The sequence below is a fragment of the Streptomyces virginiae genome, from assembly GCF_041432505.1.
In the GTDB taxonomy this organism is placed as follows: Bacteria; Actinomycetota; Actinomycetes; order Streptomycetales; family Streptomycetaceae; genus Streptomyces; species Streptomyces virginiae_A.
In genome coordinates this window covers 5,722,584-5,735,288 of the sequence record NZ_CP107871.1, presented here as the reverse complement: position 1 = coordinate 5,735,288, position 12,705 = coordinate 5,722,584, and the positions used below count along the sequence as shown (strand labels likewise).

At 70.3% G+C, this 12,705-nt stretch carries 13 protein-coding genes; 6 read left to right on the top strand and 7 right to left on the bottom strand.

Translation table 11 applies throughout. The features are described 5' to 3' along the window. Nucleotides 1–179 precede the first annotated feature (179 nt). Both OG624_RS26890 and OG624_RS26885 read left to right on the top strand, forming a co-directional pair. Nucleotides 180–593: an anti-sigma regulatory factor gene (locus OG624_RS26890; protein ID WP_033218654.1), complete on the top strand. Its 414-nt coding sequence runs from the start codon at nucleotides 180–182 to the stop codon at nucleotides 591–593. Continuing rightward, nucleotides 590–1,630, top strand: a complete 1,041-nt coding sequence (locus tag OG624_RS26885; protein ID WP_030711586.1) for an RNA polymerase sigma factor SigF — start codon at nucleotides 590–592, stop codon at nucleotides 1,628–1,630. The genes OG624_RS26890 and OG624_RS26885 overlap by 4 nt, the downstream gene beginning before the upstream one ends. 28 nt (nucleotides 1,631–1,658) lie before the next feature. On the opposite strand, the gene OG624_RS26880 is transcribed toward OG624_RS26885, so the two are convergent. Then, nucleotides 1,659–2,117 carry a hypothetical protein gene (locus OG624_RS26880; RefSeq protein WP_030711589.1) on the bottom strand — a complete coding sequence of 153 codons (459 nt, stop codon included), beginning with the start codon at nucleotides 2,115–2,117 and terminating at the stop codon, nucleotides 1,659–1,661. A gap of 84 nt (nucleotides 2,118–2,201) precedes the next feature. On the opposite strand from OG624_RS26880, the gene OG624_RS26875 reads away from it, so the two are divergent. Together OG624_RS26875 and OG624_RS26870 are read left to right on the top strand one after the other, a co-directional pair. Further along, on the top strand, nucleotides 2,202–3,167 hold the full coding sequence (locus tag OG624_RS26875) for a diacylglycerol/lipid kinase family protein (protein ID WP_033219071.1): 966 nt from the start codon (nucleotides 2,202–2,204) through the stop codon (nucleotides 3,165–3,167). Nucleotides 3,168–3,491: 324 nt separating this feature from the next. Then, nucleotides 3,492–3,749 carry a WhiB family transcriptional regulator gene (locus tag OG624_RS26870; protein ID WP_003953983.1) on the top strand — a complete coding sequence of 86 codons (258 nt, stop codon included), beginning with the start codon at nucleotides 3,492–3,494 and terminating at the stop codon, nucleotides 3,747–3,749. 224 nt (nucleotides 3,750–3,973) lie between these two features. Here OG624_RS26870 and OG624_RS26865 read toward each other — a convergent pair whose 3' ends face one another. Both OG624_RS26865 and OG624_RS26860 read right to left on the bottom strand, forming a co-directional pair. Continuing rightward, nucleotides 3,974–5,443 carry a sensor histidine kinase gene (locus OG624_RS26865; RefSeq protein WP_033218652.1) on the bottom strand — a complete coding sequence of 490 codons (1,470 nt, stop codon included), beginning with the start codon at nucleotides 5,441–5,443 and terminating at the stop codon, nucleotides 3,974–3,976. 357 nt (nucleotides 5,444–5,800) lie between these two features. After that, entirely contained in the window at nucleotides 5,801–6,397 is a 597-nt protein-coding gene (locus OG624_RS26860) for a TetR/AcrR family transcriptional regulator (RefSeq protein WP_033218650.1), read from the bottom strand. An 84-nt stretch (nucleotides 6,398–6,481) separates the two neighbouring features. On the opposite strand from OG624_RS26860, the gene OG624_RS26855 reads away from it, so the two are divergent. Continuing rightward, a complete protein-coding gene (locus tag OG624_RS26855) occupies nucleotides 6,482–7,243 on the top strand; it encodes an SDR family oxidoreductase (RefSeq protein WP_033218648.1) in 762 nt (253 codons plus the stop codon). Between the two features lie 6 nt (nucleotides 7,244–7,249). Here OG624_RS26855 and OG624_RS26850 read toward each other — a convergent pair whose 3' ends face one another. Next, nucleotides 7,250–8,116, bottom strand: coding sequence for a leishmanolysin-related zinc metalloendopeptidase (locus tag OG624_RS26850; RefSeq protein ID WP_033218646.1), 867 nt, complete (start codon nucleotides 8,114–8,116; stop codon nucleotides 7,250–7,252). Nucleotides 8,117–8,348: 232 nt separating this feature from the next. Between OG624_RS26850 and nagB the strand changes: the two genes are divergently transcribed. Beyond that, nucleotides 8,349–9,134 (top strand): glucosamine-6-phosphate deaminase, encoded by a 786-nt coding sequence (gene nagB / locus OG624_RS26845; RefSeq protein WP_033218644.1) that lies wholly within the window; start codon nucleotides 8,349–8,351, stop codon nucleotides 9,132–9,134. Between the two features lie 167 nt (nucleotides 9,135–9,301). Here nagB and OG624_RS26840 read toward each other — a convergent pair whose 3' ends face one another. The 3 genes from OG624_RS26840 to OG624_RS26830 are packed head-to-tail and all read right to left on the bottom strand — an operon-like array spanning nucleotide 9,302 to nucleotide 12,686. After that, nucleotides 9,302–10,783: a glycoside hydrolase family 3 protein gene (locus OG624_RS26840; RefSeq protein ID WP_033218643.1), complete on the bottom strand. Its 1,482-nt coding sequence runs from the start codon at nucleotides 10,781–10,783 to the stop codon at nucleotides 9,302–9,304. An 8-nt stretch (nucleotides 10,784–10,791) separates the two neighbouring features. Continuing rightward, the gene (locus tag OG624_RS26835; protein WP_078909183.1) at nucleotides 10,792–11,670 is read right to left on the bottom strand and encodes a carbohydrate ABC transporter permease; all 879 of its coding nucleotides are present in this window, start codon (nucleotides 11,668–11,670) and stop codon (nucleotides 10,792–10,794) included. Continuing rightward, nucleotides 11,667–12,686, bottom strand: coding sequence for a carbohydrate ABC transporter permease (locus tag OG624_RS26830; RefSeq protein ID WP_033218641.1), 1,020 nt, complete (start codon nucleotides 12,684–12,686; stop codon nucleotides 11,667–11,669). Before OG624_RS26830 ends, OG624_RS26835 begins: the two co-directional genes overlap by 4 nt. Nucleotides 12,687–12,705 lie beyond the last annotated feature (19 nt).

Here is a 12,705-nt window from a genome sequence, read left to right as displayed (position 1 = left end):
TTCCCCTGATTTGGGCCCCGCAGACCCCTAGCCACTGTGCGTACCCATGGGCTTACCATCAGTCACTGGCTCGCAGGCGGGGTGCTCGAAGCGGGCACCAAGAGGGGTGCCGCGACACGATCGCCCGGATCGCGATAGCGTCACCGGCGAACAGAGCTCGTACCACCTTGGAGGTGAGGGTGTCCCAGATCGCAGGCGAGCCCGGGACTCAGGACTTCGTGGAAGTCCGGCTGCCCGCTGCGGGTGCCTACCTGTCGGTGCTGCGGACGGCCACGGCCGGCCTCGCGGCACGTTTGGACTTCACCCTCGACGAGATCGAGGACCTCCGCATCGCGGTGGACGAGGCCTGCGCGATCCTGCTCCAGCAGGCCGTGCCGGGCTCCGTCCTCAGTTGCGTGTTCCGGCTGATCGACGATTCGCTGGAGGTGACCGTCTCGGCGCCGACCACCGACGGGCGCGCACCGGAGCGTGACACGTTCGCGTGGACGGTCCTGTCGGCGCTGGCCGGCAAGGTCGAGGCCACGGTCGAGGAGAACAAGACGGTGAGCATCAGCCTCTACAAACAGCGCGGCGCGGGACCAGGCCCGGCGTGAGCGGCGGGGAGATCCCGGTGCGGGGCGGGGATCGGCCCCGGGTACGGCACGAGGTCGACGGCGGCATCCCGGAGCAGCAGCACGCCCGGCCGCACCCGGCTGACGCGGATGCGGAAGACGGCTTTTTGGACTCGGCGGAGCGACGGGCGGGCCCTATGAGCGAGAACCAGCAGGAACAACCACAACCACCCCAGCCGACCACGACGGGAGCCGAGGCCGAGGCCGCGGCCCCCGTGGTGGTGCCGGTGCCGGTGTTCGCCGCGACCCCGGCGCTGCCGGATCCGCGCGACCGCAGCGGCGCTCGGGCCCTGTTCATCGAGCTGCGGGCGCTGCCCGACGGGTCGGTGGAGAAGGCCGAGCTGCGCAATCGGCTGGTACGGATGCACCTGCCGCTGGTGGAACACCTGGCGCGGCGCTTCCGCAACCGCGGTGAGCCGCTCGACGACCTGACCCAGGTCGCGACGATCGGCCTGATCAAGTCGGTGGACCGGTTCGACCCGGACCGCGGGGTCGAGTTCTCCACGTACGCCACGCCCACGGTGGTCGGCGAGATCAAGCGCCACTTCCGTGACAAGGGCTGGGCCGTGCGGGTACCGCGTCGTCTGCAGGAGCTGCGGCTCTCGCTGACGACGGCCACGGCCGAACTGTCCCAGCAGCACGGCCGCTCCCCGACGGTGCACGAACTGGCCGAGCGGCTGGGGATCTCCGAGGAGGAGGTGCTGGAGGGGCTGGAATCGGCCAATGCCTACAGCACGCTCTCCCTCGACGTCCCGGACACCGACGACGAGTCGCCGGCGGTCGCGGACACCCTGGGCGCGGAGGACGAGGCCCTGGAGGGCGTCGAGTACCGCGAGTCCCTCAAGCCGCTGCTGGAGGGTCTGCCGCCGCGGGAGAAGCGGATCCTGCTGCTTCGCTTCTTCGGCAACATGACCCAGTCGCAGATCGCCCAGGAGGTCGGCATCTCCCAGATGCACGTCTCCCGGCTGCTGGCCCGCACCCTGGCCCAGCTCCGCGACAAGCTCCTCGTCGAGGAGTAGGCGAGCGCGGCAAGAACCGGACGACCGGTTATCGGGCCTGTTCCCCGGGCCCGATACCGAGAGCCTCGGTCGCCGTCGGATTGACCAGGAGCGCCACGACGGCCACCGCGGCCACGGCCAGCGCCACGGCGGCGGCGATCATCGCACCGCCGGTGCTGTAGAGGGTCCAGGCCACCGGCAGCGCCATCAGCTGGGTGATCAGGGCCGGGCCGCGGCTCCAGCGGCGGCCCAGGCGCAACCCCCGGGCCGCGATCAGCGGCAGCGCGGCGAGCGCGAGCAGGGTGATCCCACCCGTCTCGGCCTGCTGCGGGGAGTCGGGGTCACCCGCGATCCCCACGAACAACATGTAGAGCCCGAGGCCGGCCAGGGCCAGGCCCTCCAGGGCCGTGAGCGCGGCGGCCGCGGTCAGCCGGCCGGGCAGCGCGGCGGTCGGGACATCGGCTGCGGGAGCGGGGGCGGGGGCATTCGCGGGCTGCTTCTTACTCACTCCAGCAGGGTAGCGGCGCGGCCCGGACCCCGGAGGGGACGGGCAGTAGGGTCGGCGTCCGAAGGGGTGGGTAGTCTGGCGCTCATGCGTGCACTTCTCGTGGCCAACCCAGCAGCGACCACCACCAGTGCGCGCACGCGCGACGTCCTGACCCATGCCCTGGCCAGCGAGATGAAGCTGGAGGCGGTCACCACCGAGTACCGCGGGCACGCCCGGGACCTGGGGCGCAAGGCCGCGCACGAGGGGCTCGACCTCGTCGTCGCCCTCGGCGGCGACGGCACGGTCAACGAAGTGGTCAACGGTCTCCTGCACAACGGGCCCGATCCCGAGCGGTTGCCGCGGCTGGCGGTGGTCCCCGGCGGCTCCACCAATGTGTTCGCGCGCGCCCTGGGACTGCCCAACGACGCGGTCGAGGCGACCGGCGCGCTGCTGGACGCGCTGCGGGAGCAGCGCGAGCGGACGGTGGGCCTGGGCCTTGCGGCCGGCACCCCGGGTACGGAGGACGAGTCGGTCCCGGCCCGCTGGTTCACCTTCTGCGCGGGCTTCGGCTTCGACGCGGGTGTGGTGGGTCGGGTGGAGCAGCAGCGCGAGCGCGGCAAGCGTTCGACGCACGCTCTGTATGTGCGACAGCTGATGCGTCAGTTCTGGGAGGAGCCGAACCGGCATCACGGCACGGTCACGCTGGAGCGCCCCGGCGCGGACCCGGTGACCGATCTGGTGCTGTCGATAGTGTGCAATACGTCACCGTGGACGTATCTGGGGAATCGTCCCCTTTATGCCTCTCCCGAAGCCTCGTTCGATACTGCGCTTGACGTATTGGCACTGGACCGTTTGTCAACTCCGGCGGTCGCGCGGTACGCGACACAGCTCCTGACCTCCACTCCTGAGCGGGGTCCACACGGCAAGCACGCGGTGTCTCTGCACGATCTGACCGACTTCACCTTGCATTCGAAGGTTCCGCTTCCCTTCCAGATGGACGGCGATCACCTCGGACTGCGGACCAGCGTTCGGTTCACAGGCGTACGCCGTGCACTGCGTGTGATTGTGTGAGTAGAAGGGCCCGGAGGCCTTTCACTCGAACGTTTACGCGCCGGTCCACCCTCACGATGTAGGGCTGTGACCTAGTAGACACCGACGAATCAAAAAAAACTTTCCGGAAGGGGTTGTATCCCCGTCCGAGGTTTGCGAATCTCTTCATGGCGATCGGGACAGCCCGCAACACCCGGCACCCACACAGACCGCCAGAACCCCTCCACGAATCTCTGATTGATCACCCGCGTGAAACCGGGCGGTCGCGCTTCCCTCACGGGGGGATTCGTGAAAGCGTTCACATTCACAAGCAACCTGTTCGCAATACAAGGAGATGGAGCAGCCATGGACTGGCGTCACAACGCCGTTTGTCGTGAGGAAGACCCGGAACTCTTCTTCCCCATCGGCAACACCGGTCCTGCGCTGCTGCAGATCGAGGAAGCCAAGGCCGTCTGCCGCCGTTGCCCCGTCATGGAGCAGTGCCTGCAGTGGGCGCTCGAGTCCGGTCAGGACTCCGGCGTCTGGGGCGGTCTCAGCGAGGACGAGCGCCGCGCCATGAAGCGCCGCGCCGCTCGCAACCGGGCGCGCAACGCCAGCGCCTGACAAACGACTTTCGAGCCTCGACGCGCAGCGCGTAGTACCGAACAAGCGCTCAGCACCGTGCTCTTGGGCCCCGGACCGAATCATTCGGTCCGGGGCTCAGTGCTGTTCGGGGTCCGATTCCGGTCTGCGGGGACCGAATGTCGGGTGACGGCCGGTGACGGCAGCGGCGCCCGGGCGCCGGCCCGACCGTCACGTTAAGTCACGACATCGCTGCTGTTTCCGCGCTACTTCTGTGGGCTGGACGGGATGTCGAGGACGACCTTGGTGCCGCGCGGCTCGGCCCGCAGCATGTCGAACGTGCCGCCGAGCTCCCCCTCCACGAGGGTCCGTACGATCTGCAGCCCGAGATTGCCGGCCCGCTGGGGGTCGAATCCCTCGGGCAGGCCGCTGCCGTCGTCGAGCACGGTGATCAGCAGCCGGCCGTCGGTACGACCGGTTCCGGTGCGGATCGCGGCCACCTCCACGGTGCCCCCCTCCCCCTGGGTGAAGGCGTGCTCCAGGGCGTTCTGCAGGATCTCCGTGAGCACCATCGACAGCGGGGTGGCGACCTCCGCGTCCAGGATCCCGAACCTGCCGGTGCGTCGGCAGTCGACCTTGCCCGGGGAGATCTCCGAGACCATCGCGATGACGCGGTCGGCGATCTCGTCGAACTCGACCCGCTCGTCGAGGTTCTGAGACAGCGTCTCGTGCACGATCGCGATCGATCCGACACGGCGCACGGCCTCGTTCAGCGCCTCGCGGCCCTGCGGCGAGTCCATCCGGCGGGACTGGAGCCGCAAGAGCGCGGCCACGGTCTGGAGGTTGTTCTTCACCCGGTGATGGATCTCCCGGATGGTCGCGTCCTTGGTGATCAATTCACGTTCGCGACGACGCAGTTCCGTGACGTCGCGGCACAGCACCAGGGAGCCGATCCGGGTGCCCTTCGGCTTGAGCGGGATGGCGCGGAGCTGGATGACCCCGCCGTTGCCGTCGACCTCGGTCTCCCGGGGGGCCCAGCCGCTCGCGAGCTTGACCAGCGCCTCGTCCACCGGTCCGCGGGACGGGGCGAGTTCGGCCGTGGTGTTGCCCAGGTGCTGGCCGACGAGGTCGGAGGCGAGGCCGAGCCGGTGGTAGGCGGAGAGCGCGTTCGGAGAGGCGTAGGTGACCACGCCGTCGGCGTCGAGGCGGATCAGGCCGTCCCCGACCCGCGGGGAGGCGTCCATGTCGACCTGCTGGCCGGGGAACGGGAAGGAGCCCGCCGCGATCATCTGGGCGAGGTCGGAGGCGGACTGGAGGTAGGTCAGCTCCAGCCGGCTCGGTGTACGCACAGTGAGCAGATTGGTGTTGCGCGCGATCACTCCCAGTACCCGGCCCTCACGGCGGACGGGGATCGACTCGACGCGGACCGGCACCTCCTCGCGCCACTCGGGGTCGCCCTCGCGCACGATCCGGCCCTCGTCGAGCGCCGCGTCCAGCAGCGGGCGGCGGCCTCGCGGCACCAGGTGGCCGACCATGTCGTCCTGGTACGAGGTGGGACCGGTGTTCGGGCGCATCTGGGCGACCGAGACGTACCGCGTCCCGTCGAGGGTGGGCACCCACAGGACGAGGTCGGCGAAGGACAGGTCGGAGAGCAGCTGCCACTCCGAGACCAGCAGGTGGAGCCACTCCAGGTCGGTTTCACCGAGAGCGGTGTGCTGGCGTACGAGGTCGTTCATGGAGGGCACCTTGCGAGCGTACCCCGGGTACGAGCCATGACTTTCCCCACGGCGGTACTCAGGAGTATCCAAGGGGGGCGAGGGCCGCGTACTGTTGGAGGAAGTGACGGGTTTCCAGGCCCTGTCATTGGATGGACAGAACAGAATGGTCTAGTCCACAATTGATTTCAGAACCTCCGCCCTCCCCGCACAGGAGGACGGATCGAGGTAAGCCGCGCGCTCTGCCCTGACCGCGCAGGCACCTCCACCGGCCGTCGGGAACCGCACACCTGTCGGCCGTAAGTACTCCGGGCTACGGTGCCGGGCGGGTCGAGGGTCCCGTCCTGCACCGTGGCCCAGAGGAACTTCTCCGGCCGGTCAGGCCGCGGGCCAGGCCGCCAGGGCCCGCTCGGCCACCGCCTCCAGCTCTTCCCGGCTCGCGCCGTCGCGCGACTGCTGGGACATCCCCTGCAGCACCGCCCCGGCGTACCGGGCCAGCGCCCGCGCGTCCGTGTCCGCCGGCAGCGCCCCCGTGGCCACGTCGGCCCGGATCCGGCTCTCGAACATCACCAGGTTGGCGTTACGGCGCTCGCGCAGCGCCTGTGCCACCTCCTCCGAGGTGGTGTTGATCGCGGCGCTGATCACCATGCAGCCCCGCGGGTGGGCGGGGTCCGTGTAGATCTCGGCGGCCTCGCGCAGGATGCGGGCGACGGCCGCCCGGGCGGTGGGTTCCTCGGCGAGCGCCACGCTCGCGAAGTCCCCGTACCGGCAGCCGTAGACCGCGACGACCTCGTCGAAGAGCTTGCGCTTGTCGCCGAAGGCCGCGTAGAGGCTGGGCGCGCCGATACCGAGCGAGGCGGTCAGGTCGGCGATGGAGGTCGCCTCGTAGCCGCGCTCCCAGAAGGCGAGCATCGCCTTGTCGAGGGCGGCGTCGCGGTCGAAGGAACGGGGCCTGCCGCGCTGTCCGGTCACCATGCCCGCATTCTATAGCGGGCGCTAGGAAATCTGATACGTTCCTTTCTGTAGCGACCACTAGCGATTACCGGAAGGGGGCGCGTCATGGGCGTGCTCAAGGGGAAGACGGCACTGGTCACGGGCGGCAGCCGGGGCATCGGACGGGCCGTGGCCGAGCGGCTGGCGCGGGACGGGGCACTCGTCGCGGTGCACTACGGACGCGACGAGGCGGCGGCGAAGGCGACGGTGGCGGCGATCGGGGCGGCCGGTGGACGGGCCTTCGCGATCGGCGCCGAGCTCGGCGTCCCGGGCGACGCGCAGGCCCTCTGGGCGGCGTACGCGGCCCATCCCGACCACACCGAGGGGGTGGACATCCTGGTGAACAACGCCGGGGCGGCGGCCTTCGCGGGCATCGGGGACACCGACGAGGAGATGTACGACCGGGCGCACGCGCTCAACGCCAAGGCCCCGTTCTTCGTGATCAAGTACGGGCTGGAGCGCCTGCGGGACGGGGGTCGGATCGTGAACGTGACCGGTACCCCGGAGATCGCCCTGCCGGCCATCCTGGCCACGGTCATGGCCAAGGGCGCGGCGAACGCGCTGACCCGGTCGCTGGCCGCCGAGCTGGCTCCGCGCGGGATCACCGTGAACTCGGTCGGTCCCGGCATCACGGAGACCGACCTCAACGCCGGCCTCCTCGCGGACGAGGCGACCCGGGCCCACCTGGCCGCCCGCTCCGTCTTCCACCGGGTGGGCACGGCCCAGGAGGTCGCCGACGTGGTGGCCTTCCTGGCCTCGCCCGACTCCCGGTGGGTGACGGGCCAACACATGGACGCGACGGGCGGCCTGCAACTGGCGCTGATCTAGAGCCGGTCAGGGCCGGTCGGCGGGGACGCTGCTGGGGACGGTCGGGAGCATGACACCCCGCGGGGGTGCGGTCTCTCCGCCGCCGGCCATCGCGATGACGAAGGGGTCGGGGAGCGCGTAGGGCTCCGCCGCGTCGAGGTCGACCTGGTAGCCGAGGTCCCCGAGGCTCGCCACGGTCAGCCTGCTCAAGGGGTTGCCGGGGCCGCCGATGGTGGGCGACATCAGCTCGTTGCCGAAGACCCGTTCGCGCCAGTGGCCACCCGCGCTGCCCGCGCCGCCGACGTTCGCGACCGGTACGGGAGTGGGCTGCCCGGCTCCGATGAGGGTGCCGAACTCCTTCATGGCGCCGGGGCCGACGAAGGTGGGGTTGGGGCCGGGGAAGTCCTTCAGCAGACCGAAGGTGTCCCAGAGCGTCCCGATCCCCAGCACATGGCCCATCTCGTGCGTGATGACGTCCAGCAGCGAGCCGTCGTCCTCCATCTGCCCCAGGTCGGCCTTGTCGAACCGCATGATGCCCGTGGCGGGCAGGCGCGCTCCGGTGGTCGCCGGCTCGCGCCGCAGGCGGATCGGCCCCGCCTCGCCGAGCGTCCCGAAGATCCCGTCGATCACGACGCCTTCGGCATCGATCAAGAGGTCGTCGATGACGACGTCGCCCGTGAAGTCGCGCAGGATCGCGGTCTCCAGGTCACCGACGATGACCCTCGCCCAGCGTTCGGCGGCCTCGGCGAAGACGTCCCGCTGGCCGCTCGTCAGCCCGCCGACGAACCGCACCTCGATCTGGAACGGGGAGGTGGTCGCGGCGAGCAGCTCGGCGCGACCGGCATCCGCGACAGCCCTGTAGGTCTCGAAGGCGTAGGTGGTGTGCCTTCCCATGACGACCACTCCAATCGCACCTACCATGATTTACCTACCAAAACCACCCTAATCACTCATGGAGTTGTAGACAGGGCAACCAACCGGTTGAAGGTTCTCCCGACCTCACCGGAGGCCGGGCGTCCACATCCGGCTCACCATGGATGACGCCGAGGCCCTGTCACGGACGGCGGCCTCTGCTAGATTGGTCTATACCACCCCACCCCATCCACTCCAGATCGGCAGGCCCCGCGTGGAAGTTGTCATCGTCCCGGACGCCAAGGCAGGCGGCGAGCTCATCGCGGAGGCCATGGCCGCCCTGGTGCGGCGCAAGCCCGACGCCCTGCTCGGCGTGGCGACCGGCTCTACCCCGCTGCCCATCTACGAGGCCCTCGCGGCCAAGGTCCGCGCCGGGCAGGTCGACGCCTCCCGGGCCCGGATCTGCCAGCTCGACGAGTACGTCGGCCTGCCGGCCGGGCACCCCGAGTCCTACCGCGCGGTCGTGCTCCGCGAGGTCGTCGAGCCGCTGGGTCTGTCCGAGGCCTCCTTCATGGGCCCCGACGGTTCGGCCGAGGACATCGTCGGCGCGTGCGAGGCCTACGACCGCGCCCTGGCCGAGGCCGGTGGCGTCGACCTCCAGCTGCTGGGCATCGGCACGGACGGCCACATCGGCTTCAACGAGCCCTGCTCCTCCCTCGCTTCGCGCACCCGGATCAAGACGCTGACGGAGCAGACCCGCGTGGACAACGCGCGCTTCTTCGACAACGACCTGGAGCAGGTGCCGCACCACGTCATCACCCAGGGCATCGGCACCATCCTCGACGCCCGCCACCTGGTCCTCCTGGCCACCGGCGAGGGCAAGGCGGAGGCCGTGGCGCAGACCGTCGAGGGCCCGCTGTCCGCGTTGGTCCCGGCCTCCGCGCTGCAACTGCACCGGCACGCCACGGTGATCGTGGACGAGGCGGCCGCATCGAAGCTGAAGCTGGCCGACTACTTCCGCCACACCTACGCCGACAAGCCCGCCTGGCAGGGCCTGTAGCCGCACGGGCACCACAGAAGGGCCGGACTCCCTCGACGGGAGTCCGGCCCTTCGCCGTACGGAGGCGGCCGCCCCGGAGAAGATCCGGCGGCCGACACCTGACAGCCCCCGCTCCGGAGGTGGTCCGGAGCGGGGGCTGTCGCCCTGGTCAGGGGTACGTGGCGGGATCAGACTCCCGCGATCACCTCGGCGGCGGCGCGGCCGCAGACCCGCGAGGCGCCGTGCGTGGCGATGTACAGGGCCCCGCGCGGCCGGGCGCGCGGCAGGCCCATCTCGACCACGACCGTGTCCGGTCGGGCCGCGACCAGCGCGTCGAGGGCCTCGGTCATCCAGGGGTGCCGGTGCGCGTCACGGACGACCGCGACGACGGTACGGTCCCCCGCGGCCGCCAGCACGTCCTCGGCGCCGGAGCCCTCGGGGAAGACGCCCGCCTCCGTGCCCGGGAGCAGTTCGGCGAGTTCCGCCGCCACGCCCCACGGGGTCTCGTCCCCCACCGCGATGTTCGCGACGGGCGCGAGCGTGGCGACGTAGGGCGCGGTGAGCGGCTTCGTCGAACCGGTGACGAGCACGGCGCGGCGGGCGGCCGTCAGCCCGATGCCGGACGCGCGGCTCCCCTCCGGCTGCGCGTCCGGCCGGGCTCCGCGGGTCCATGCGGCGAGCGCGCGGACGCGGGCGGCGGCGTCGGCGAGGCGCTCCTCGGGCAGTGCCCCCTCGCGGACGGCCGCGACCAGCGCGTCGCGCAGCCGCAGGACGGTGGCTTCGTCGGCGAGTCCGCCCCCGACGCAGATGGCGTCGGCGCCGGCCGCGATCGCCAGGACCGAGCCGCGCTCGATCCCGTACGTCCCGGCGATGGCGTGCATCTCCATGCCGTCGGTGACGATGAGGCCCTCGTAGCCGAGCTCCCCCCGCAGCAGACCGGTCAGGATCTGCGGGCTGAGGGTGGCCGGGCGGGTCGGGTCGAGGGCGGGCACCAGGATGTGCGCGCTCATCACGGCCTTGGTGCCGGCCTCGATCGCCGCCTTGAAGGGGACGAGTTCGCGGGCCTGGAGGGTGTCCAGGTCCACGTCGATGCGCGGCAGGGCGTGGTGGGAGTCGACGTTGGTGTCGCCGTGTCCCGGGAAGTGCTTGGTGCAGGCGGCCACGCCGGCGGCCTGGAGGCCCTGGACGTAGGCGGCGGTGTGCCGGGCGGCGAGGTGGGTGTCGGCGCCGAAGGACCGTACGCCGATCACCGGGTTGTCCGGGTTGGAGTTGACGTCGGCGGACGGGGCCCAGTTGAGGTTGACCCCGCACTCGGCGAGCCGGCGGCCCAGCTCGCGGGCGACGCCGCGGGTCAGGTCGGTGTCGTCGACGGCGCCGAGGGCCAGGTTGCCGGGGAAGGAGGAGCCGCCCCGGACCTCCAGGCGGGTGACGTCGCCGCCCTCCTCGTCGATGGCGACCAGGACGTCGTCGCGCTCGGTACGCAGCTGCGCGGTCAGCGCGGCGAGCTGCTCGGGCGAGGTGATGTTGCGGCCGAACAGGCCGACGGCGGTGAGGCCTTCGCCGACCTGCCGGAGCAGCCAGTCGGGGGCGGTGGTGCCCTCGAAGCCGGGCTGGAGGACGGCGAGGGCGTCGCGGGTGAGCGTATCGGTGCGGTGCGCAAGGACAGTCATGGCGGCCGTTATCCCTTCACGGCGCCGGCGGTCATCCCGCCGACGGCCTTGCGCTGGAGGAAGATGAAGATGAGCAGGACCGGGACCGCGAAGAGCGAGGACGCGGCCATGGTGGCGCCCCAGTCGTTGCCGAAGGCCGACATGAACTCGGTCAGCCACAGCGGCAGGGTCTGCGCGCTCTTGTCCTTGTTCAGGATCAGGACCATGGCGAACTCGTTCCAGGCGGTGATGAAACCGAAGAGCGAGGTGGACATCAGGCCGGGGGCCAGCAGCGGGAAGATCACCTTGCGGAAGGCCTGGCCGCGGGTGCAGCCGTCGATCTGGGCCGCCTCCTCCAGGGTCACCGGGACGGCGGCGATGAAGCCGCGCAGGGTCCAGATGGTGAAGGGGAGGATCATCACGAAGTAGATCGCGGTGAGCAGCGGGAGGCTGTTCAGCATCTCGCCGTCGCGGGCGATCATGTACATCGCGATGACCATGACCTCCCAGGGGGCCATCTGGGCCATCATCACCGTGAGGACGAGGCCCTTGCGGCCCTTGAACCTCATCCGGGCGATGGCGAAGCTCGCGGCGAGGGCGACGAGCAGGGCCAGCGCGACGGCGCCGACGGTGACCAGGACGCTGTTGGTGACGTACGTCCAGAAGTTGGAGACCCCGGTGGCCTTGGTGAAGTTGTCGAGCGTCGGGGTGAAGACGAAGACCGGGTCCTTCGTGAGCATCTGGCTCGACGGCTTGAGGGCCGAGGAGAACATCCAGTACACGGGGAAGACGAAGACCAGGGCGAGGAGGAGCGCGCCGAGGTTCTTGACCACGGCGGCGGGGCGGACCGGCCGGCGCTTGCGGAGCTGCTGCGCGGGCTTCGGCGCGGTGGTGGTGGGGCTGCTCACTGCTCCTCCTCCTGCTTCAGGATCAGGCGGAAGTAGAAGGACATGACGACCACGAGGATCAGGATCGTCAGGACGGAGATGGCGGCGGCGAGGCCGTAGTGGGCCTGGCTCTGGCCCTCGACGTAGGCGAAGACCGGGAGGATCTCGGAGGCGCGGTCGGGGCCGCCCTTGTTCATCGCGTAGACCTGGGTGAAGGCCTTGAACACCCAGATCACTTCGAGGAACGTGGTGATGAGGAAGAACGGCCGGAGGTTCGGGAAGACGATCTTCCAGAAGGTCTGCCAGCCGTTGGCGCCGTCCATCCGGGCGGCCTCGTACAACTCGGCGCCGACCGTGGTCAGTCCGGCGTACATGTTGAGGGCGACGAAGGGGATGGAGCCCCAGACCACCAGGACGGTGACGATCGTCAGGGTGGACAGGCCCGTCTGCATCCAGTTGTGCTGTTCGTATCCGGCGAAGCCGGCGCTGCGCATCACCCAGTTCATGACGCCGAACTGCTCGTCGAACAGCCACTTGAAGACCTGCACGGAGGCGACGATCGGCATGGCCCAGGCCATCACCAGCGCCATCGACAGGACCAGCCGCATCTTCTTGCCGAGCCGGTTGAGCAGGATGCCGATGAGGCTGCCGAGCACCATGATCAGTGCGACGTTGGCCGCGGTGAAGGCGAAGCTGCGGGCGACCACGGTCCAGAAGTCCGCGTCACCGATCAGCTGGGTGTAGTTGGAGAACCCCGCGAAGGGGTACTTCCGCTGGATGAACTCGATCTTGTTGATGTCCTGGAAGGACAGGATCACGTTCTTGATCAGCGGGTACAGCAGCAGTGTCGCGAGGGCGAGCACCGCCGGCGCGACCAGCAGGTAGGGCAGCCACCCCGAGGGGAGCGACTTTCTGCCCCCGCGAGGAGACGTGGGACCGGGGCCGGTCGGGGACGCGGTCTCCTCGGGCCGTCCGGCGGGCTTGTGTGGTGCGTCCTGTGGAGCGGCCGTCATCGCTCCCTGGGAGTGCACGGTCATGGCGTGGCTTCCTCGCGGT